At 65.0% G+C, this 17,558-nt stretch carries 21 protein-coding genes; 10 read left to right on the forward strand and 11 right to left on the reverse strand.

Annotated features, from left to right (window positions below; genetic code table 11):
* Nucleotides 1–73 precede the first annotated feature (73 nt).
* The 5 genes from Q352_RS22095 to aroQ all read right to left on the reverse strand — a co-directional run bounded on the left by Q352_RS22095 (nt 74) and on the right by aroQ (nt 4,865).
* Nucleotides 74–1,321, reverse strand: a complete 1,248-nt coding sequence (locus Q352_RS22095) for a DUF3426 domain-containing protein (protein ID WP_028497579.1) — start codon at nt 1,319–1,321, stop codon at nt 74–76.
* A 109-nt stretch (nt 1,322–1,430) separates the two neighbouring features.
* The gene (prmA, locus tag Q352_RS0100205; protein WP_028497580.1) at nt 1,431–2,327 is read right to left on the reverse strand and encodes a 50S ribosomal protein L11 methyltransferase; all 897 of its coding nucleotides are present in this window, start codon (nt 2,325–2,327) and stop codon (nt 1,431–1,433) included.
* Between the two features lies 1 nt (nt 2,328).
* Entirely contained in the window at nt 2,329–3,684 is a 1,356-nt protein-coding gene (gene accC / locus Q352_RS0100210) for an acetyl-CoA carboxylase biotin carboxylase subunit (RefSeq protein ID WP_028497581.1), read from the reverse strand.
* 210 nt (nt 3,685–3,894) lie between these two features.
* A complete protein-coding gene (gene accB / locus Q352_RS0100215; protein ID WP_028497582.1) occupies nt 3,895–4,350 on the reverse strand; it encodes an acetyl-CoA carboxylase biotin carboxyl carrier protein in 456 nt (151 codons plus the stop codon).
* Nucleotides 4,351–4,397: 47 nt separating this feature from the next.
* On the reverse strand, nt 4,398–4,865 hold the full coding sequence (gene aroQ / locus Q352_RS0100220) for a type II 3-dehydroquinate dehydratase (RefSeq protein WP_028497583.1): 468 nt from the start codon (nt 4,863–4,865) through the stop codon (nt 4,398–4,400).
* A 227-nt stretch (nt 4,866–5,092) separates the two neighbouring features.
* Between aroQ and queA the strand changes: the two genes are divergently transcribed.
* Genes queA through ubiE form a run of 3 tightly spaced genes read left to right on the forward strand, consistent with a single transcriptional unit; the run spans nt 5,093 to nt 7,226 of the window.
* Nucleotides 5,093–6,121 carry a tRNA preQ1(34) S-adenosylmethionine ribosyltransferase-isomerase QueA gene (gene queA, locus Q352_RS0100225; RefSeq protein ID WP_028497584.1) on the forward strand — a complete coding sequence of 343 codons (1,029 nt, stop codon included), beginning with the start codon at nt 5,093–5,095 and terminating at the stop codon, nt 6,119–6,121.
* Nucleotides 6,118–6,489: a gamma-butyrobetaine hydroxylase family protein gene (locus Q352_RS0100230; protein WP_028497585.1), complete on the forward strand. Its 372-nt coding sequence runs from the start codon at nt 6,118–6,120 to the stop codon at nt 6,487–6,489. Before queA ends, Q352_RS0100230 begins: the two co-directional genes overlap by 4 nt.
* Nucleotides 6,490–6,491: 2 nt before the next feature.
* Nucleotides 6,492–7,226: a bifunctional demethylmenaquinone methyltransferase/2-methoxy-6-polyprenyl-1,4-benzoquinol methylase UbiE gene (ubiE, locus tag Q352_RS0100235; RefSeq protein ID WP_028497586.1), complete on the forward strand. Its 735-nt coding sequence runs from the start codon at nt 6,492–6,494 to the stop codon at nt 7,224–7,226.
* Between the two features lie 13 nt (nt 7,227–7,239).
* Here the strand turns inward: ubiE and Q352_RS19280 are convergent, their stop codons facing one another.
* Nucleotides 7,240–7,491 carry a DUF2325 domain-containing protein gene (locus Q352_RS19280; RefSeq protein ID WP_051528577.1) on the reverse strand — a complete coding sequence of 84 codons (252 nt, stop codon included), beginning with the start codon at nt 7,489–7,491 and terminating at the stop codon, nt 7,240–7,242.
* A 210-nt stretch (nt 7,492–7,701) separates the two neighbouring features.
* Here Q352_RS19280 and Q352_RS0100245 point away from each other — a divergent pair, with 210 nt between their 5' ends.
* Nucleotides 7,702–8,292 carry a lysophospholipid acyltransferase family protein gene (locus Q352_RS0100245; protein WP_028497587.1) on the forward strand — a complete coding sequence of 197 codons (591 nt, stop codon included), beginning with the start codon at nt 7,702–7,704 and terminating at the stop codon, nt 8,290–8,292.
* A 32-nt stretch (nt 8,293–8,324) separates the two neighbouring features.
* On the opposite strand, the gene nemA is transcribed toward Q352_RS0100245, so the two are convergent.
* A complete protein-coding gene (gene nemA / locus Q352_RS0100250; protein ID WP_028497588.1) occupies nt 8,325–9,431 on the reverse strand; it encodes an N-ethylmaleimide reductase in 1,107 nt (368 codons plus the stop codon).
* A gap of 85 nt (nt 9,432–9,516) precedes the next feature.
* A complete protein-coding gene (locus Q352_RS0100255; RefSeq protein ID WP_036384647.1) occupies nt 9,517–10,122 on the reverse strand; it encodes a TetR/AcrR family transcriptional regulator in 606 nt (201 codons plus the stop codon).
* Between the two features lie 170 nt (nt 10,123–10,292).
* On the opposite strand from Q352_RS0100255, the gene Q352_RS0100260 reads away from it, so the two are divergent.
* From Q352_RS0100260 to Q352_RS0100275, 4 genes are all read left to right on the forward strand, one after another.
* A complete protein-coding gene (locus tag Q352_RS0100260) occupies nt 10,293–10,910 on the forward strand; it encodes a glutathione S-transferase N-terminal domain-containing protein (RefSeq protein WP_028497590.1) in 618 nt (205 codons plus the stop codon).
* A gap of 290 nt (nt 10,911–11,200) precedes the next feature.
* Nucleotides 11,201–11,806, forward strand: a complete 606-nt coding sequence (gene osmY / locus Q352_RS0100265) for a molecular chaperone OsmY (RefSeq protein ID WP_084299675.1) — start codon at nt 11,201–11,203, stop codon at nt 11,804–11,806.
* A 73-nt stretch (nt 11,807–11,879) separates the two neighbouring features.
* Entirely contained in the window at nt 11,880–12,035 is a 156-nt protein-coding gene (locus tag Q352_RS22545) for a DUF1328 domain-containing protein (RefSeq protein ID WP_084299677.1), read from the forward strand.
* 45 nt (nt 12,036–12,080) lie between these two features.
* Entirely contained in the window at nt 12,081–12,281 is a 201-nt protein-coding gene (locus Q352_RS0100275; RefSeq protein ID WP_028497592.1) for a CsbD family protein, read from the forward strand.
* A 62-nt stretch (nt 12,282–12,343) separates the two neighbouring features.
* Here the strand turns inward: Q352_RS0100275 and Q352_RS0100280 are convergent, their stop codons facing one another.
* A complete protein-coding gene (locus tag Q352_RS0100280; RefSeq protein WP_028497593.1) occupies nt 12,344–13,744 on the reverse strand; it encodes a cryptochrome/photolyase family protein in 1,401 nt (466 codons plus the stop codon).
* 40 nt (nt 13,745–13,784) lie between these two features.
* Between Q352_RS0100280 and Q352_RS0100285 the strand changes: the two genes are divergently transcribed.
* Nucleotides 13,785–14,051 (forward strand): hypothetical protein, encoded by a 267-nt coding sequence (locus Q352_RS0100285; RefSeq protein WP_028497594.1) that lies wholly within the window; start codon nt 13,785–13,787, stop codon nt 14,049–14,051.
* Between the two features lie 43 nt (nt 14,052–14,094).
* Nucleotides 14,095–15,045, forward strand: a complete 951-nt coding sequence (ylqF, locus tag Q352_RS0100290; RefSeq protein ID WP_028497595.1) for a ribosome biogenesis GTPase YlqF — start codon at nt 14,095–14,097, stop codon at nt 15,043–15,045.
* 41 nt (nt 15,046–15,086) lie between these two features.
* Here the strand turns inward: ylqF and ntrC are convergent, their stop codons facing one another.
* Together ntrC and glnL are read right to left on the reverse strand one after the other, a co-directional pair.
* Nucleotides 15,087–16,505: a nitrogen regulation protein NR(I) gene (gene ntrC / locus Q352_RS0100295; RefSeq protein ID WP_028497596.1), complete on the reverse strand. Its 1,419-nt coding sequence runs from the start codon at nt 16,503–16,505 to the stop codon at nt 15,087–15,089.
* Nucleotides 16,502–17,557 carry a nitrogen regulation protein NR(II) gene (glnL, locus tag Q352_RS0100300; RefSeq protein WP_028497597.1) on the reverse strand — a complete coding sequence of 352 codons (1,056 nt, stop codon included), beginning with the start codon at nt 17,555–17,557 and terminating at the stop codon, nt 16,502–16,504. Before glnL ends, ntrC begins: the two co-directional genes overlap by 4 nt.
* Nucleotide 17,558 lies beyond the last annotated feature (1 nt).

Genomic DNA, 17,558 nt, shown 5'->3' on the forward strand with positions numbered 1-17,558 from the left:
GATTCTCGTCAACAAAAGGTGAAAAAAACCCGCTCATCCTAGCAGATGGAGCGGGATTTGCCTTGGCCAGATGTTACGGATAGACCCAGGCGATGCTGTAGCCCTGCGCACGCAGGGTGCCGAGGTTCAATTGCATGTTGACCTTGACCTCCTTGTTGGCGGCAAAGGCCGGCTGTTTCTGCTCGCCGGCAGGCAGCCATTCCTTCGGCGGGAAGACCTTTTTCAGCAGCACGTGCTCGGAGGCGTCCTTGAACGTGACCTGCATGTACGGCCAGTCCATGTCGTAGTCGGCGTGGTTCATGACCGTGGCGGACAGCTGCACCAGTGCGCTCTGTTCCGGGATAAAGCTCATTTCCGACCACTCGGTGCGCAGCAGCTCGCTCTGGCGCGGCAAGGGCACCGTGCAGTCGAACGCCTTACAGGCGGCTTCCAGCGGCGCGCGGGCGCCCGGCACCTGGCTGGCGATCTCGGTACGGAACAGGTACACCAGCTGGGCGGCCAGGGCGATGGCGGCCAGCAGGGCGCCGATCAGCCACAGCCAGGCGAAGCTGCGCTTCGGCCCGGCGGTCTTCTTCCTGGCTTTTTCGGAGCGGGCGGGACGCACCGGCCGGTCTTCCGGCAGCGGGACCGGCGTGTGCTCGTCATCGACGCGCAGCGGAGTCTTGTGGTCGCCGATCCTGACGTCGAAGTCCGGCTCGGTGGTGGCGCTGACGACGGCGCCGACGACCGGTTCGACCCGGGGTGGCGTCTTCAGGCTGTCGAGCAGGCTGGCGAAGTCGGGCTCTTCATTCCTGACCGGCGTCTCGGGTTCCGGGGGCTGCGCTTCCGGCTGCCGGTCTTCCTGCAGCGGCGGCAGCGGTGGCACTTCCGGCTCCTCTGCCGGCGGGGGCGGTGTCTCGACTTCGCCATAACTCGACAGGGTGGCGAGGTCGGGCAGGTCGAGGTCGAAATCGTGCGAGCTGCCGGCCGGTGCCAGTTCGATTTCGTCGCTGGAGGCTTTCAGCGGCTCGGCTGCCCATTCGCCCGACTTGGCCTGGCGCATGCGATGCGCGAGCCGTTGCGCCTCATTGGCCGGGGCGTTTTCATCCCACGGCGCGGTTGATCCGGTGCCGGGGGTCGCAAAGTCTTCGGCGCGTGCGCCGGCCGGGGCGGTCGTGTCGGGCTCGACCGGCGTTTCCGCTGCCGGCTCTTCTTCCAGATGCGCTCTGGCGTTGAACACCGTGCGGCAGCGTCCGCAGCGCACCAGCCCGTCTGCAGCGTCCAGCTGTTCGGGTTGCAGGCGGAAGCGGGTGTCGCAATGAGGGCATTGGGTTGTATACATGGGGTCAGCTATGGGTTTTCTCGGTTCTTGCTTATGAGGTTACACAGGCGGGTACGATAAATGCAAATGCGCCGCTCGGCTGCGGCGCATTGCAATTATGTCAGCGTAATCAAACACTCCGTCTGGTACCCGTCAGTCGGGTCCAGCCCTCGTCGAATACCGGCGCATCCATGTCGAACCACTGACTGTACAGGCGGGACAGTTCCTCTGCCTGCTCGTCGAGGATGCCGGACAGCACGATGCGGCCGCCGGGGCGCACGTGGGAGGCGAGCAGGTCGCCGAGCACACGCAGCGGATTGGCGAGGATATTGGCCAGCAGCACGTCGTACTGCGACGCCTCCACCAGCGTATCGGGCAGACCGAAGGTGGCGGTGACGCTGTTCTGAGCCGCATTGTCATTGCTGGCGGTGACCGCCTGCTTGTCGATGTCGATGCCTACCGCATCGGCGGCGCCCAGCTTCAGCGCGGCAATGGCAAGGATGCCGCTGCCGCAGCCGTAGTCGAGGATATGCTCGCCGCCGGTGATGCTGGCATCCAGCCACTGCAGGCACAGCCGCGTGGTCGGATGGCTGCCGGTGCCGAAGGCCAGGCCCGGGTCCAGGGCCAGGTTGATGGCATCGGGCGCCGGCGACTCATGCCAGGTCGGCGTGATCCACAGCCGGTCGGAAATGCGGATCGGGTCGAATTGCGCCTGGGTCACCCGCACCCAGTCCTGCGCCTCGACCGTCTCTTCCTTCCAGGCCGGCAGGGCCATGCCGGCCTCGGCGGCCGCGGCGGCGATCATCACCGCCACGTCGGCGTCGGCGTCGAACAGGGCGATGATGCGGCTCTTGTCCCACAACTGGTCGACCGGCTCGCCCGGTTCACCGAAGATCGGTTGCTCGAATTCGGTACCCGCCGCCGCATCCTCGATGGCGGTGGACAGGGCGCCGAGTTCCATCAGTGCGTCGGCGAAGCGTTCAGCGATACGGCTGTCAGCATCGATAGAGACTTGAAGCCAAGCCATGTCAGCCCTTCTTGTTTCGTTCTGCAAGCCGGTGCTCCAGATAGTGGATGCTGGTGCCGCCGCGCTGGAAGGCGGCGTCCATCATCAGTTCCTGGTGCAGCGGAATATTGGTCTTGATGCCGGAAATGGCCAGTTCGGACAGCGCCACGCGCATGCGGGCAATGGCCTGGTCACGGGTATCGCCATAGGCGATCAGCTTGCCGACCATCGAATCGTAATACGGCGGGACGGTATAGCCCTGGTAAATGTGCGAATCGATGCGGATGCCGGGGCCACCGGCCGGGTGATAGCTTTCGATCTTGCCCGGGCTCGGCACGAAGGTGAACGGGTCTTCGGCGTTGATGCGGCACTCGATGGCGTGACCGTGGATCTTCACGTCCTTCTGCGTGTAGCGCAGCTTTTCGCCGGCGGCCACGCGGATCTGTTCCTGGACGATGTCGATGCCGGTGATCAGTTCGGTCACCGGGTGTTCGACCTGGACGCGGGTGTTCATTTCGATGAAATAGAACTCGCCGTTCTCGAACAGGAACTCGAACGTGCCCGCGCCACGGTAGCCGATGCGGCGGCAGGCTTCGGCGCAGGCTTCGCCGATCTGCTTGCGCTGCTTGTCGGTGATGCCGGGGGCCGGCGCTTCTTCGATGACCTTCTGGTGACGGCGCTGCATCGAGCAGTCGCGTTCGCCGAGATAGATGGCGTGGCCGTACTCGTCGGCCAGCACCTGGATCTCGATGTGACGCGGTGTCTCGAGGAATTTTTCCATGTACACGGCCGGGTTGCCGAACGCGGACTGGGCCTCGGTCTTGGTCATGTTGACCGCGTTGATCAGCGAGGCTTCGGAATGCACGACGCGCATGCCGCGACCGCCGCCGCCGCCGGCCGCCTTGATGATGACCGGGTAGCCGACTTCGCGGGCCGTCTTGGTGATTTCGGCCGGATCATCCGGCAGTTCGCCGCCGGAGCCCGGTACGCAGGGCACGCCGGCTTCGATCATGGCCTGCTTGGCACACACCTTGTCGCCCATCTGGCGGATGGTTTCCGGACGCGGGCCGATAAAGACGAAGCCCGACTGCTCGACGCGCTCGGCGAAATCGGCGTTTTCCGACAGGAAGCCGTAGCCGGGGTGGATGGCCTGGGCATCGGTGACTTCGGCAGCGGCGATGATCGCCGGCACATTCAGGTAGCTCAGCGCGGACGCGGCCGGACCGATGCACACCGATTCATCGGCGAGCTTCACGTACTTGGCTTCGCGGTCGGCCTCGGAGTGGACGACCACGGTCTTGATGCCCATTTCGCGGCAGGCACGCTGGATGCGCAGCGCGATTTCTCCGCGATTGGCGATAAGGATTTTTTCAAACATGGCGGGTCTCCGCGACTCGTCCGTCATGGCGCGACACCGCTGACCGGTGTCGGTCCGACTGTCCGGTCCGGGCAGGATGCCGGAGCGGGACCGCCGGGACGGCGACGAGTGGGGTTGCAGGCTGCATCCGTGAAACGTGAAACGTGAACCGTCAGAAGAATCACCGCCAGCGGCATCGCCTTCTCAGGGTTCACGTTGCACACGCGGGAATTACTCGATGACGAACAGCGGCTCGCCGTATTCGACCGGCTGGCCGTTTTCGGCCAGGATCGACTTGATCACGCCGGAACGGTCCGCTTCGATTTCATTCATCAGCTTCATCGCTTCGATGATGCACAGCGTATCGCCGACATTGACCGTCTGGCCGACTTCGAGGAACGGCTTCGAACCCGGGCTGGACGAGCGGTAGAAAGTCCCGACCATCGGCGACTTGATCAGCTTGGTGTCGTCGACGACCGGCTTGGCCTCGACCACCGGGGCTGCTGCCACGGGGGCGGCGGCCGGTGCCGGGGCCTGCATCGCCATCGGCGGTGCGGCGTAGCTGACAGTGTTGCCTGCCTGCACGCGGGTGATGCGGACTTTTTCTTCTCCCTCGGTAACTTCGAGTTCGGCGATGCCGGATTCCTCGACGAGGTCGATCAGTTTTTTCAGCTTGCGAAGGTCCATGGCGGATTCCCGTAAGATTTGCTTGGGCGGCGCACCGGGCGGATGGCTCAGTGGGCCGCCAACGAGTCCAGGGCGATATCGAGTGCGAATTCGTAGCCGCGCGCACCCAGCCCGCAGATCACGCCGACCGCGAGGTCGGAGAAATACGAGTGGTGTCGGAACGGTTCGCGCTTGTGCACATTGGAGAGGTGCACCTCGACGAAGGGGAGATCGACAGCGGCAAGCGCATCGCGCAGGGCGACGCTGGTGTGGGTGAATGCCGCCGGATTGATGACGATGAACCCCGTGCCGTCCTCGCGGGCGGCATGGATGCGCTCGATCAGCAGGTGCTCGGCATTGGACTGGAAGGTATCGCAGGCCACGCCGCGGGCACGGGCCCGCTCGATCAGACGCGCATTGATCCCGGCGAGCGTATCTGCGCCATAATGCTGGGGTTCACGGGTGCCGAGCAGGTTCAGGTTCGGTCCGTGCAGCACAAGTACGCGGCTGGGGTTTCGGGGGTTTGTCGTCGACATGGCGGCGATTTTGCGGCAAACGTTCGCGAACTGGCAAGCAACTTCCGTTACAAGTGACTCGAAAATGGTCACCGCCATGCTGCTGCCGGCCTGATTTTTCAGAGTATTTGCTCGATTTTCCCGCTCGTCGTCTCCGCACTCGCAACAGGGTCATGGCGGCATTTTGCAGGTAGGGACCGGGCAAAACGTTATAATCCGGCGATTGCCTTCCGGCCGTGCCGTTCCCCATGCTGCTTTCCGAATTCGATTACGACCTTCCCGAGCGCCTGATCGCGCAGTTTCCTCCCGAACAGCGCGGCAACAGCCGGTTGCTGCACGTTGAGGGCGACCGCCTGAGCGACCTGCGTTTTCCCGACCTCATCGGGCTGCTCGCCCCCGGCGACCTGCTGGTGATGAACGATACCCGCGTCATCAAGGCACGGCTGTACGGCCGCAAGGCCAGCGGCGGTGCGATCGAGGCGCTGGTCGAGCGCGTGCTCGACGATCACCATGCGCTGGCTCATGTCCGCGCCTCCAAATCGCCGAAGCCGGGCACCCGGCTGCTGTTTGCCGACCGCTGGGAGGCGGAGATGGTCGAACGCCAGGGCGAACTGTTCCTGCTGCGCTTCCTCGGCGACCGCGACGTATACGCGATCCTCGACGACGCCGGCAAGCTGCCGCTGCCTCCATATATCGAGCGGGCCGCCGGCGGTGACGACGAGTCGCGCTATCAGACCGTGTATGCCCGCGAACGCGGCGCCGTGGCGGCGCCGACGGCCGGCCTGCACTTCACCGACGAGATCCTCGCCGCCATCCGCGCGCGCGGCATCGGCACGGCGACGGTCACGCTGCATGTCGGCGCCGGCACTTTCCAGCCGGTGCGGGTCGACAATATCGACGAACACAAGATGCACAGCGAACGCTTCGAGATTCCGGTCGGGACCGTGGACGCGATCGCCGCCTGCCATGCGGCCGGTGGCCGCGTGGTTGCCGTCGGCACCACCTCGATGCGCGCGCTGGAAGCGGCGGCCCAGGACGGCGCGCTGCGCGCCGGCCGCGGTGAGACCGACATTTTCATCACGCCGGGCTACCGCTTCCGGGTGGTCGACCGCCTGCTGACCAATTTCCACCTGCCGAAGTCCACGCTGCTGATGCTGGTCAGTGCCTTTGCCGGCATCGACACCCTGCGCGGCGCATACCGGCATGCGGTGGAACAGGAATACCGCTTCTTCAGCTATGGCGACGCCATGCTGCTGGAAAAGGAGACCCGCGCATGACCGGCCTGACCCCTGCTTCTCCCCGCCCGACCGACATCGTGCTGCACACGCGCAGCGCACAACTGGAAATCGCCTTCGACGATGGCGCGCGTTTTCAGCTGCCGTGCGAATACCTGCGGGTGTTCTCGCCGTCGGCGGAAGTCCGCGGCCATGGCCCCGGCCAGGAAACGCTGCAGGTCGGCAAGCGTCACGTGGCCATAACCGATCTCGAACCGGTTGGTCACTACGCCTTGAAGCTGGTGTTTGACGACGGTCATTCCACCGGGCTGTACAGCTGGGATTATCTTTACGAGCTCGGCCTCAAGCAGGCCGAATACTGGCAACACTATCTCGACCGCCTCGCCGCCGCCGGCGCCAGCAGGGAGTAAGCATGGACAAGCAGACCCATTTCGGATTCCAGACCGTCGAAGAAAATGCCAAGGCCGGCAAGGTGGCCGAGGTGTTCCATTCGGTCGCCAACAAGTACGACGTGATGAACGACATGATGTCGGGTGGCCTGCACCGGATCTGGAAGCACTTCACGCTGAATACCGCCGGGCTGCGCCCGGGCCAGAAAGTGCTCGATATCGCCGGTGGCACTGGCGACCTGGCGCGCGGCTGGGCCAAACGGGTCGGCAAGCAGGGCGAAGTCTGGCTGACCGACATCAACAGCTCGATGCTGACCGTCGGCCGTGACCGGCTGCTGGACGAGGGTACGGTGCTGCCGGTCGCGCTGGCCGATGCGGAAAAGCTGCCGTTCCCGGACAACTACTTCGATCTGGTCAGCGTCGCCTTCGGCCTGCGCAACATGACCCACAAGGAACTGGCACTGGCCGAGATGCTGCGGGTGCTGAAGCCGGGCGGCAAGCTGCTGGTGCTGGAGTTCTCGCGCATCTGGTCGCCGCTGAAGCCGGTCTACGACCTGTATTCGCTGAAGGCGCTGCCGATCATGGGCAAGCTGATTGCCGGCGACGCCGCCAGCTACCAGTACCTGGCCGAGTCGATCCGCATGCACCCGGACCAGGAAACGCTGAAGCAGATGATGCTCGATGTCGGCTTCGGCAAGGTCGATTATCACAACCTCAGCGCCGGCATCGTCGCGCTGCACAAGGGCTACAAGTTCTGATGCCTGCCGGTCGCTAGTGCAGTCCCTTGCGGCCGACGAAATCGAGCCGGATGTTCTGCGCCCGGGCAATCTGGCGCATGCGCCTGGCCAGGTTGTGGTTGATGTAGCCGAGCATGATGACCATATGGCCGACCCGGGCCGGCATCGGCCGGGTCAGGTCGCCGGTCTTGCGGCCGCTCCAGTGCACGATGTCCTGAAAACCTTGCGCCTGCAGGGCGCGCCGGGTGGGCTCGATATGGTCGCCGCCGACAATGAGGGCTCGCATGGCGGGATCTCCGCGAATACTGACAGCCCCAGTCTACGCAGTGCTCATATTCTGAAATGCAATTAAAAATGGATTGCAAATTCAGAACTGGTATATGAGAAAGATCAAACCCGCTGTCGCAGGCGTGCTGTCGTTAATACCAGGCGAAGCGATTTCAGGTACAGTCCGCCGCCTTTTCCACCGCGACCCGAGCGGCTTCGGCCGAACCCGATGCACTACACCCTTTTCGATACCCCCGTCATTCGCACGCTGTTCGCCTGGATTTCCATTGTGCTGCTGCGCGTCAGTGGCTGGAAGCTGGTTGGCCGCTTTCCCGATCAGCCCAAATATGTGCTGATCGCCGCACCACATACCAGCAACTGGGACTTTCCGCTGACACTCGGCATGTGCTTCGCCGCACGGGCGAAAATCTACTGGATGGGCAAGGCCAGCCTGTTTCGCGGACCGATGGGGCCGATCATGCGCTGGCTCGGGGGGATTCCGGTCCAGCGCGGCCAGCGCAATTCGCTGGTCGAACAGATGGTCGAGGTCTACCGTCGGTCCGAGCGGCTGGTGGTCGCCATTCCGCCGGAGGGGACGCGCAACCGCGTCACCGAATGGAAGACCGGCTTCTACTATATTGCCGTCGGTGCCGAAGTGCCGATCCTGATGGCCTATATGGACTACCCGAGCAAGACCGCCGGCTTCGGCCCGCTGTTCCAGCCGACCGGCGATATCGAGCGCGACATGCGCGAGATTCGCGCGTTCTATCAGGACAAGACCGGGCGTCACCCGGGGGGCAAGACCGGCAAGGCCGGTTGACGAGGCCGCGCCGGTCTTGCGTCATGCCGGGCTCAGGCCCGGGCGGACAGGGTCGGGTAGTCGGTGTAGCCGGTGGCGCCCGACGCATACACCGTGGCTTCGTCGACGGCGTTCAGCGGTGCACCCAGGGTCAGTCGTTCGACCAGATCCGGATTGGCGATAAACGGCCGGCCAAAGACGGCGGCGTCGATCAGCCCCTGCGAGATCAGCTTCTCGCCCTTTTCCGTGGTGTAACTGCCGGCGGCCAGAATTTTGCCCGGGTAGCGGTCGCGCAGCGCGCGGCGGAACGCCTCGCTGTAGGCCGGGCCACCAGCCCAGTCCGGTTCCGAGATATGCAGGTAGGCGAGATTGCGCCGTGCCAGCTCGCTGACCAGGTAGCAGGCCATTTCTTCCTGTCCGGCATCGTCCAGCCCGTTGAACATCCCCAGCGGCGAAATGCGGATGCCGACGTGAGCGCTGTCCCACTCGGCGATGGTCGCATCGACCACTTCCAGCGTCAGCCGGGCCCGGTTCTCGATACTGCCACCATAGGCGTCGGTGCGGACATTGGACTGCGGCGACAGGAACTGGGCCAGCAGGTAGCCGTGTGCGGCATGGATTTCAATCAGGTCAAAGCCGGCGCGGCGCGCGCGGTCGGTGGCCAGACGGTAGTCTTCAACCAGGTCTTCCAGTTCGGCGGTTTCCAGTGCGCGCGGCACCGAGCAGGGCACGCGGGTCAGATTGCCGTTTTCATCGCGAATGGTGGTGCGGGTGTCGGCAGCCAGCGCCGACGGTGCCACCGGGGCGGCGTGGCCGGGCTGCAGCGCAGTGTGCGAAATGCGGCCGACGTGCCACAACTGGATCGCCATGCGGCCGCCGTGCTCATGGACGGCATCGGTGATGTGCTTCCAGGCGGCGACCTGGGTTTCGTCATAGATGCCCGGTGCGCCGGCATAGCCCTTGCCGACCGGCGAAATCTGCGCGGCCTCGGTAATGATCAGGCCGGCGCTGGCCCGCTGGGTGTAGTACTCGGCCATCAGCGGAGTCGGGATATCGCCCGGTTCGATGGCGCGCAGGCGGGTCAGCGGGGCCATCACAATGCGGTTGCGGAGTTCGATTGCGCCCAGGGTGAGCGGCGTGAGCAACTTGTCGGCGTTCATCGGTGGTGTCCTGAAAATAGACTGGTCGTCTAGTTGGTGGGGAAATGAAAGGCCGGTGTCGTGGTCACACCGGCCGGAACAGGGATCAGTCCGGTTGCGGCAGGCGCCGCCGGGTTTCGTCCAGCGCCCGTTGCAGTGGAGCCGGGTCGCGCAGCACCTTGGTTCTCAGCGCAGCACCCAGCCACATCGAGTACAGGGCTTCGGCCAGTGCATCGCAATCGTCGCCGGCCGTGGTCGAGCCGTCGGCAACGGCCGCCGCGATGGCGGCAGACAGCTTGCCGACCACCTGGTTCATGCCGTGCGCGAGCGCTTCGCGCATTGGCTCGGACAGATCGCAGACCTCGCCCGACAGCTTGACCGCCAGGCAACTGCCGTGATTTTCAATATCGCAGGCGCCGTGCAGCCAGGACGCAAAATAGGCCAGCAGCCGGTCGCGCATCGGGCCGGGCACGCCGTCGGCGAAAAGCGTCTCCATCCGGCTGGCGTAGCCGGCGAAGTAGCGTTCCAGCAGCGCTTCACCGAAGTGCTCCTTAGAACGGAAGTAATGGTAGAACGATCCCTTGGGCACGCCGGCGGCCGTCAGCAGCTCGGTCAGGCCGACCGCGGTGAAGCCGCGACCGAGGATCATCGGCTCGGCGACGGCAAGAATGTGTTCGCGGGTATCGTGCGACGGTGAGGCTTCAGTCATCATGGAGACATGGTATTAGACCGGTCGGTCTAATGCAAGCCCCGGCGACGAACGCCAGGCTTCCGCGGGCCGGCGGCCTTTGTCAGCCCGCCATCGCCGCGCCATACTGTAGCGGCCGGCGAGCCGCGACGACCTGCTGGCCGGCATCGTGATTCATGACGAGAGGAACAGGAATGAAGCTGTACTACACCCCGGGCGCGTGCTCGATGGCGGTGCATATCGTGCTGGAAGAAGCCGGCCTGCCGTACGACCTCGAACGCATCAACCTGCGTGCGTCACCGCGCCTGACCGCCGATGGTCGCGACTTCCGCACCATCAACCCGCGCAACTATGTGCCGGCGCTGGCCCTGCCGTGCGGTACGGTGCTGACCGAGGCGGCAGCGATCATGCAGTACGTGGCTGACCTGGTGCCCGGCAAGGGGCTGGTACCGCGTGCCGGCACGCTGGAACGGGCGCAACTGGCGGAATGGCTGAACTTTATCGCCACTGAAATCCACAAGGGCACGGGGCCGCTGTGGGATGTGGATGGCCAGAACTCGGCCGGGATGAAGCAGCGTGCCTGGGCCCGGCTCAGCCTGCGACTCGACGATGTCGAAACGCGCCTGGCGGGGCGGGACTACCTGAACGGCAGCTACAGCGTGGCCGATGCCTATCTGTTCACCTGCCTGGGCTGGCTGGGCTTCCTGCATCATTCGCTCGATCGCTGGCCGCGCATCAAGGCGCTGCGCGCGCGGGTGTTCAAGCGGCCGGCCGTGCAGGCGGCGATGACGGCGGAAGGACTGCTGGGCTAGTCATCGCGCCGGGCCTGCCCCCGTCGGCCGGAAGCTGCACATCCTGTGCCGCTTCCGGCTTTTTCATGCCGGAATCCCGGCCTGCCACCGGCGCAGCGCGTTTCCGGTGTGACTAGGTGTTTCAATATTTTTACAATAAAAACAGGCCCTTAACATAATGTGTCATTATGTACTGGCTATACTTACATTTGCTAAACCTTTCGCCATTGGGTCGTCGGCATGACTGCCCTAGTCTGGGGGTACGCAACAAGCACACCGAAACCGAACAACAACGGAAAGGATGCACCCCCATGAATACGACCCGAAACCGGATGTTCCAGCATGCGACCCCGTGGCTCCTCGCTTCCTCGCTGGTCTTCAGTGGCGCGGCGATGGCGGACACCCTCGGCCAGAGTATCGACAAGGCCGGCAGCAAGATCGAGAGTGGTGCAAAGCAGGCGGATGCCTATATCGACGACAGCGCGGTGACGGCCAGGGTCAAGGCTGCGCTGCTGGCCGACGAGCAGATCAAAAGCCTCGATATCGGCGTGGAGACCCAGCAGGGCGTCGTGCTGCTGTCAGGCTTCGTCAACGATATGCAGCAGTCGTCGCTGGCCGCGCAACTGGCGGCGAACGTGCCCGGCGTCAAGGAGGTCAGAAGTGACCTGAGGCTGAAGGACGGCGGTGACAAGGGCGCCAGGGGCTATCTCAGCGATACGGCCATCACCAGCCAGGTGAAGGCGGCGCTGCTGGCCGATGCCGATGTGAAGTCATTTCCGATCAGCGTAAGTACCAGCAATGGCCGGGTCCAGCTCAGCGGCGTGGTCAGGAACAAGGCCCAGGTGCTCCGCGCGGCGGAAGTCGCCGGCGGCATCCAGGGCGTCACCTCGGTCAAGAACGACCTGCGGGTGAAGTAATTCCCGCCCGGCACGCATTCCCCCCACCCATGTCGCGGCCCGTTCCGGCGCGTCAGCACCGAAGGAGACAGACATGTTTCGTTGGGGCGTCATTTTTCTGATTGTCGCACTGGTTGCGGCCGCGCTTGGATTCGGCGGTCTGGCCGGTACGGCAGCCTACGCGGCCAAAATCGTTTTTGTCGTTGGCCTCATCCTCTTCGTGCTCAGCCTGTTTTCCCGTCGCGGCTGACCGGCCGCTCCGGGGCACGAAGTCCAACCTGCAAGGAGAAAGACCATGAACAGTGATACGTTTGAAGGCAAGTGGGAACAACTGAAGGGCAAGGTCAAGGCCGCCTGGGGCGAGCTGACCGATGATGACCTGACCCGCATCAATGGCAAGGTCGAGCAGCTCAACGGCCTGATCCGCGAGCGCTACGGCCGAACGAAGGAGCAGGCGGAAACCGAAATCCGCGCCTTCCTCGACCGCCACAAGTAACCGGCGTTCACCTACGGCAAGCCCGCAGACGGAAAGGTCTGCGGGCTTGCTGCTGTCTGCCGTCAGTCCTTGCCGTACAGCGCCAGCGCACGCTGCCGCTGCACGGCATGGTCGACGATCGGCGCCGGATAGTCATGCGACAGCCGGAAGCCGGGCGGCAACTGCCTGGCCTGCCACGGCGCGTGGATGGCCTTGTGGTCCAGCGCGGCCAGTTCCGGGACGAAGCGGCGGATGAAATCGCCGCGCGGGTCGAATTTCTCCGACTGGGTGACCGGGTTGAAAATGCGGAAGTATGGCTGGGCATCGCAGCCGGTCGAGGCGGCCCACTGCCAGCCGCCATTGTTGGCGGCCAGATCGAAATCCAGCAGCTTTTCGGCGAAATACGCTTCGCCATGGCGCCAGTCGATCAACAGGTCCTTGACCAGAAAGCTGGCACTGACCATGCGCAGCCGGTTGTGCATCCAGCCGGTCCGGTTCAGCTGACGCATCGCGGCGTCGACCAGCGGATAGCCGGTCCGTCCCTCGCACCAGGCGTCGAAATGCTGCGGGTCGCCGGGGAAGGCCAGGCCCTCGTACTCCGGCTTGAACGACCGCCCTTGACCGACCCGGGGATGGTGCCAGAGGATCTGGTGGTAGAAGTCGCGCCAGATCAGTTCGTCGAGCCAGCACATCGCGCCGTCCGAACCGTCGGCCCAGGCGAACTGCGCCAGTTGCCGGATCGAGATCGTGCCGAAGCGCAGGTGGACCGACAGCGCCGACACGCCATTGTCGGCCGGGTAGTCGCGCAGGGTGCGGTAATGGGCAATGCGTGGCTGGAAGGCCGCAAACAGGGCCTGCGCGCCGGACATCCCGGTCGGCACGCCGGGGTCGGCCGGCGCAAAGCCGAGCTCGGGCAGGGACGGGAACGGTTGCGGCGGCAGCGGCGCCAGTGCTGTCAGGTAGCGTTCCACCGGATAGGCCTGCAGGAAGAACGGATCGAGCTTTTTCCGCCATGCGTTCCGGTACGGCGTATAGACGCTGTAGGGCGTCCCGGATGCGGTCAGGACCTCGTCACGCTCGAACAGCGTCACGTCCTTGCTGGTGAGCAGCGTGCGCCCGTCGGCGGCCAGGGCGGCAGCCACGGCATCGTCACGGGCGATGGCGGCCGGGTCATCGTCGCGGTTGGCAAACACGGCGTCGGCACCCAGCGTGCGAGCCAGTTCGGGAATCGCCTCGCAGGCATCGGCATGGCGGACCAGCAGATCGCTGCCGTGCTCGCGCAGCGCCTGCTTGAGTTCGGCCAGCGAGCGGTGGATGAAATCCACCCGGCGGTCGGCCCTTGGCAGTGGTTCGAGAATGGCGCGGTCGAATACGAAGACGCACACCACGCTTCGGCTGTGCTTCAGGGCCTGGTACAGCGCGGCTTGGTCGGACAGCCGCAGGTCGCGGCGGAACCAGCAGATCGAGATATCAAAGCGTGTCATCGCGCACCGGAGAAAAACGGCAAGGTGTCGAGTGTACGGGATGGCGGCCGACGACAATAAAAAAGGCGCCACCGCAGTGACGCCCAAGGCTTTGATTCAAGCTTGCGTGAAGAACACCCTGCTGGCCGATGCGCGGCACAGCATGGGAACAATGTACGACCGCCCGTTCGTGCCGGCCATGGCTAAGCAGCACGTCATTGACCGGGGTCAAGTACGGCACAAAAGCCCGTTTCGCCAAGGGTTTGCCTGCGACCGCCATATCCGGCAGGCTGCCGCACGGGTACAATGCGCGCCGTTTTGCCGTTAAAGCCGGTCGGCCGCTCCAGGACGACCACAGAAGGATTCTCCCCATGGCCATCCAATGGTTCCCCGGTCACATGCACAAGGCCAAGCGCGAGTTTGCCGACAAGCTCGCCGAAGTCGACGTGGTGATCGAGATGTGCGATGCGCGTCTGCCGATGTCGTCGTCCAACCCGATGATTTCCCGTCTGCTCGAGACCCGGCGGCCGAAGCTCAAGATCCTCAACAAGCAGGATCTGGCCGATCCGGCCACCACCCGGGACTGGCTGGCCTGGTTCGCCTCGCAGCCGGGGACCGGCGCGATTGCGCTCGACAACGGCGAGAGCAATCCGAAAAAGAAGATTATCGACGCGGCGCGCGCGCTGGTGCCCGGTCGGGTGATCGGTGCGGACCGGCCATTGCGGCTGATCGTGTGCGGTATTCCCAACGTCGGCAAATCGACGCTGATCAACAGCCTGATGGGCAAGAAGATCGCCAAGACCGGCAACGAGCCCGCCATCACCAAGGCGCAGCAGCGCATCCAGCTGACCGACGAAGTCGTGCTGTTCGATACCCCGGGCATGCTGTGGCCGAAGATCGAGCATGAGCGTTCCGGCTATGCGCTGGCCGCCAGCGGCGCTGTCGGCCGCAATGCGATGGACGAGGCCGAGGTGGCGCTCGAACTGCTGGCGATGCTGATGCCGGTCTACCCGGCCGAACTGATGGCGCGCTACAACCTGAGCGCGCTGCCGGACAGCGATGTAGCACTGTTCGAGGAAATCGGCCGTCGCCGTGGCGCCATGCGTGCCGGCGGCGTGCTGGACGAGCAGAAGGCGGCCGAAGTGGTGCTGAACGACTTCCGCGACGGCCGTATCGGCCGGCTGACGCTGGAAACGCCGGCGCAGTGGGAGGTCATGGCCCAGGAAATCGAAGCCCGGCTCGAAGCCGAGCGGCTGGCTGACGAGGCCGACCGCGCCGAGCGCAAGGCGCGGCGCGAAGGCCGCAAGGACAGCGCCGAGTAGCATGCAGGGCACAAAGAAGGGGACCGCGAGGTCCCCTTCTTTTATTCGTCGCTGTCTATCCCCAGCTCCTGCACCTTGCGTGTCAGCGTGTTGCGGCCGAGCCCGAGCAGGGACGCCGCCTCGACCCGGCGCCCGCCGGTGTGCGCCAGTGCGGTGCGGATCAGCGTGCCCTCGAACTCGCGGGTCAGCGCGTCGATGATGCCGGTCTCGCCTCGGCGCAACTGCTCGGCGGCGACGGCGGCCAGGCTGCCGGCCCAGTCGCCGGCTGTCGCCGGATGGTGGCCTGCGACCGCGTCCCCGCCGCTTTCCTTCAGCTCCGGCGGCAGGTCGGCCGGCTCGACGGTCTGGCCCGGTGCCATCACTGTCAGCCACTGGCACAGGTTCTCCAGCTGGCGGACATTGCCTGGGAAGGCATAGTCGGCCAGCTGGGCCATGGCGGCTTCCGACAGCCGCTTGGCGTCGACGCCAAGGCTGGACGCGCTGCGGGCCAGGAAATGCCGGGTCAGCAGCGGGATGTCCTCGTGGCGCTCGCGCAGCGGCGGCAGACGCAGGCGGATCACGTTCAGGCGATGGAACAGGTCCTCGCGGAACTGGCCGTCGCGCACGCGGGATTCCAGGTTCTGGTGGGTGGCGGCGATGACCCGCACATTGGCCTTGATCGGCATATGGCCGCCGACGCGATAGAACTGCCCGTCCGACAGCACCCGCAGCAGGCGGGTCTGCAGCTCGGTCGGCATGTCGCCGATTTCATCCAGGAACAGCGTACCGCCCTCGGCCTCCTCGAAGCGGCCGCGCCGTTGCGCTGTGGCGCCGGTGAAGGCACCACGCTCGTGGCCGAACAGCTCGCTCTCCAGCAGATCGCGCGGGATGGCGGCGGTGTTGATGGCGATGAACGGCTTGGCGGCACGCGCCGAGTGGCGGTGCAGCGCCTGCGCGACCAGTTCCTTGCCGGAGCCGGATTCGCCGGTGATCAGCACGGTGACGCTGGACTGGCTGAGCCGGCCGATGGCGCGAAACACGTCCTGCATTGCCGGCGCCTGGCCAAGCAGCACCGGCAGCGGTTCCAGCGTGTCCGCCGGGCGGTCGATGCTGGCGACCTCGCCGAGTGCGCGTTCGACCAGCTGGACGGCCTGGTCGATGTCGAACGGCTTGGGCAGGTACTCGAATGCGCCGCCCTGAAAGGCCGAAACGGCGCTGTCGAGATCCGAGTGCGCGGTCATGACGATGACCGGCAGTTGCGGATGGTCAGCCTTGATCTTGCCCAGGAATTTCAGTCCGTCCGTGCCCGGCATGCGGATATCGCTGACTATCACCTTCGGCGTGTCGTCGTACATGGCGTTCAGGGCATCGTCGGCATTGCTGAAACTCTGGAAGGCGATGCCGGCGCGGGCCAGTGCTTTTTCCAGAACCCAGCGGATGGACTTGTCGTCGTCGATAATCCAGACCGGTGCAGTGGTCATGCGCTTTTCTCCAGGAACGGCAGGAGCACGGTAAAGCAGGTGCGTCCTGGCCGGGATTCGAACTCGATGGTTCCTTGGTGCTGATGCACGAAGGTCTGTGCCAGCGTCAGGCCCAGTCCGGTTCCCTCGGCCCTGCCGGTCACCAGCGGGTAGAACACATGGTCGTGCAGGTCGGGCGGGATGCCGGGGCCGTCATCGATGATCTGCAATTCCAGTGCCAGCGCGTAGCGGCGGCGTGCCAGCGTGACCTGGCGGGCGATGCGGGTTTTCAGGCGGATGGTGCCGTGGCCGGCCATGGCCTGTGCCGCGTTCTTGACGATATTGAGGACGATCTGGATCAACTGCTCCTTGTCGGCGGTCAGCATCGGCAGGCTGATATCGTAGTCGCGGAGAACGTGCAGTCCGTCCGGATACTCGGCCAGCAGCAGGCTGCGCACCCGTTCCAGCACTTCGTGGATATTGACGTCGTCCTGCACATGGCGCCGGTTCGGCGCCAGCAGGCGGTCGACCAGCGATTGCAGGCGCAACGCCTCGTTGCGGATGACATCGAGGTACTCGGTCAGGTCCGGGCGGTCATCGAGTTCCAGTGCCAGCAACTGCGCGGCACCCCGGATGCCGCCAAGCGGGTTCTTGATCTCGTGGGCGAGATTGCGGATCAGCTCGCGGTTCGCCTGCTGCTGGATCAGCAGGCGTTCCTCGTTGGCGATGCGGATCTGCTGGTCGATCGGCCGCAGCTCCAGCAGCGCCGCCGCGCCGTTGGCGTCGATCGGCGTCAGCGAGCAGTACAGGTGCAGGTGCAGCTGGTTGGTGGTGTCCAGCGTCAGATCGTGTTCGGTGAAACTGACATCGTTGTCGACGGCGGTGGCCAGGCCGCGCATCAGCGGCTGGGCATTGACGAACAGGCTCGACAGGGTGTGGCGGACCAGTTCGCGACTGCCCAGCGCCAGCAGGTTTTCGGCTGCCGGGTTGGCGTGGAGGATGGCGCCCTCGCGGTTGACGGCGAGGACCGCCGTGTCGAGCAGGGCAAGACCGGCGAAAACGGAATCGGGCATC

The organism is Microvirgula aerodenitrificans DSM 15089, from assembly GCF_000620105.1.
In the GTDB taxonomy this organism is placed as follows: Bacteria; Pseudomonadota; Gammaproteobacteria; order Burkholderiales; family Aquaspirillaceae; genus Microvirgula; species Microvirgula aerodenitrificans.

What these genes read in the sequence shown, in the direction of transcription:
- Q352_RS22095 (WP_028497579.1), bottom strand. Translation starts at nt 1,321, where the DNA reads ATGTATACAACCCAATGCCCTCATTGCGACACCCGCTTCCGCCTGCAA.
- prmA (WP_028497580.1), bottom strand. Translation starts at nt 2,327, where the DNA reads ATGGCTTGGCTTCAAGTCTCTATCGATGCTGACAGCCGTATCGCTGAA.
- accC (WP_028497581.1), bottom strand. Translation starts at nt 3,684, where the DNA reads ATGTTTGAAAAAATCCTTATCGCCAATCGCGGAGAAATCGCGCTGCGC.
- accB (WP_028497582.1), bottom strand. Translation starts at nt 4,350, where the DNA reads ATGGACCTTCGCAAGCTGAAAAAACTGATCGACCTCGTCGAGGAATCC.
- aroQ (WP_028497583.1), bottom strand. Translation starts at nt 4,865, where the DNA reads ATGTCGACGACAAACCCCCGAAACCCCAGCCGCGTACTTGTGCTGCAC.
- queA (WP_028497584.1), top strand. Translation starts at nt 5,093, where the DNA reads ATGCTGCTTTCCGAATTCGATTACGACCTTCCCGAGCGCCTGATCGCG.
- Q352_RS0100230 (WP_028497585.1), top strand. Translation starts at nt 6,118, where the DNA reads ATGACCGGCCTGACCCCTGCTTCTCCCCGCCCGACCGACATCGTGCTG.
- ubiE (WP_028497586.1), top strand. Translation starts at nt 6,492, where the DNA reads ATGGACAAGCAGACCCATTTCGGATTCCAGACCGTCGAAGAAAATGCC.
- Q352_RS19280 (WP_051528577.1), bottom strand. Translation starts at nt 7,491, where the DNA reads ATGCGAGCCCTCATTGTCGGCGGCGACCATATCGAGCCCACCCGGCGC.
- Q352_RS0100245 (WP_028497587.1), top strand. Translation starts at nt 7,702, where the DNA reads ATGCACTACACCCTTTTCGATACCCCCGTCATTCGCACGCTGTTCGCC.
- nemA (WP_028497588.1), bottom strand. Translation starts at nt 9,431, where the DNA reads ATGAACGCCGACAAGTTGCTCACGCCGCTCACCCTGGGCGCAATCGAA.
- Q352_RS0100255 (WP_036384647.1), bottom strand. Translation starts at nt 10,122, where the DNA reads ATGATGACTGAAGCCTCACCGTCGCACGATACCCGCGAACACATTCTT.
- Q352_RS0100260 (WP_028497590.1), top strand. Translation starts at nt 10,293, where the DNA reads ATGAAGCTGTACTACACCCCGGGCGCGTGCTCGATGGCGGTGCATATC.
- osmY (WP_084299675.1), top strand. Translation starts at nt 11,201, where the DNA reads ATGAATACGACCCGAAACCGGATGTTCCAGCATGCGACCCCGTGGCTC.
- Q352_RS22545 (WP_084299677.1), top strand. Translation starts at nt 11,880, where the DNA reads ATGTTTCGTTGGGGCGTCATTTTTCTGATTGTCGCACTGGTTGCGGCC.
- Q352_RS0100275 (WP_028497592.1), top strand. Translation starts at nt 12,081, where the DNA reads ATGAACAGTGATACGTTTGAAGGCAAGTGGGAACAACTGAAGGGCAAG.
- Q352_RS0100280 (WP_028497593.1), bottom strand. Translation starts at nt 13,744, where the DNA reads ATGACACGCTTTGATATCTCGATCTGCTGGTTCCGCCGCGACCTGCGG.
- Q352_RS0100285 (WP_028497594.1), top strand. Translation starts at nt 13,785, where the DNA reads ATGGCGGCCGACGACAATAAAAAAGGCGCCACCGCAGTGACGCCCAAG.
- ylqF (WP_028497595.1), top strand. Translation starts at nt 14,095, where the DNA reads ATGGCCATCCAATGGTTCCCCGGTCACATGCACAAGGCCAAGCGCGAG.
- ntrC (WP_028497596.1), bottom strand. Translation starts at nt 16,505, where the DNA reads ATGACCACTGCACCGGTCTGGATTATCGACGACGACAAGTCCATCCGC.
- glnL (WP_028497597.1), bottom strand. Translation starts at nt 17,557, where the DNA reads ATGCCCGATTCCGTTTTCGCCGGTCTTGCCCTGCTCGACACGGCGGTC.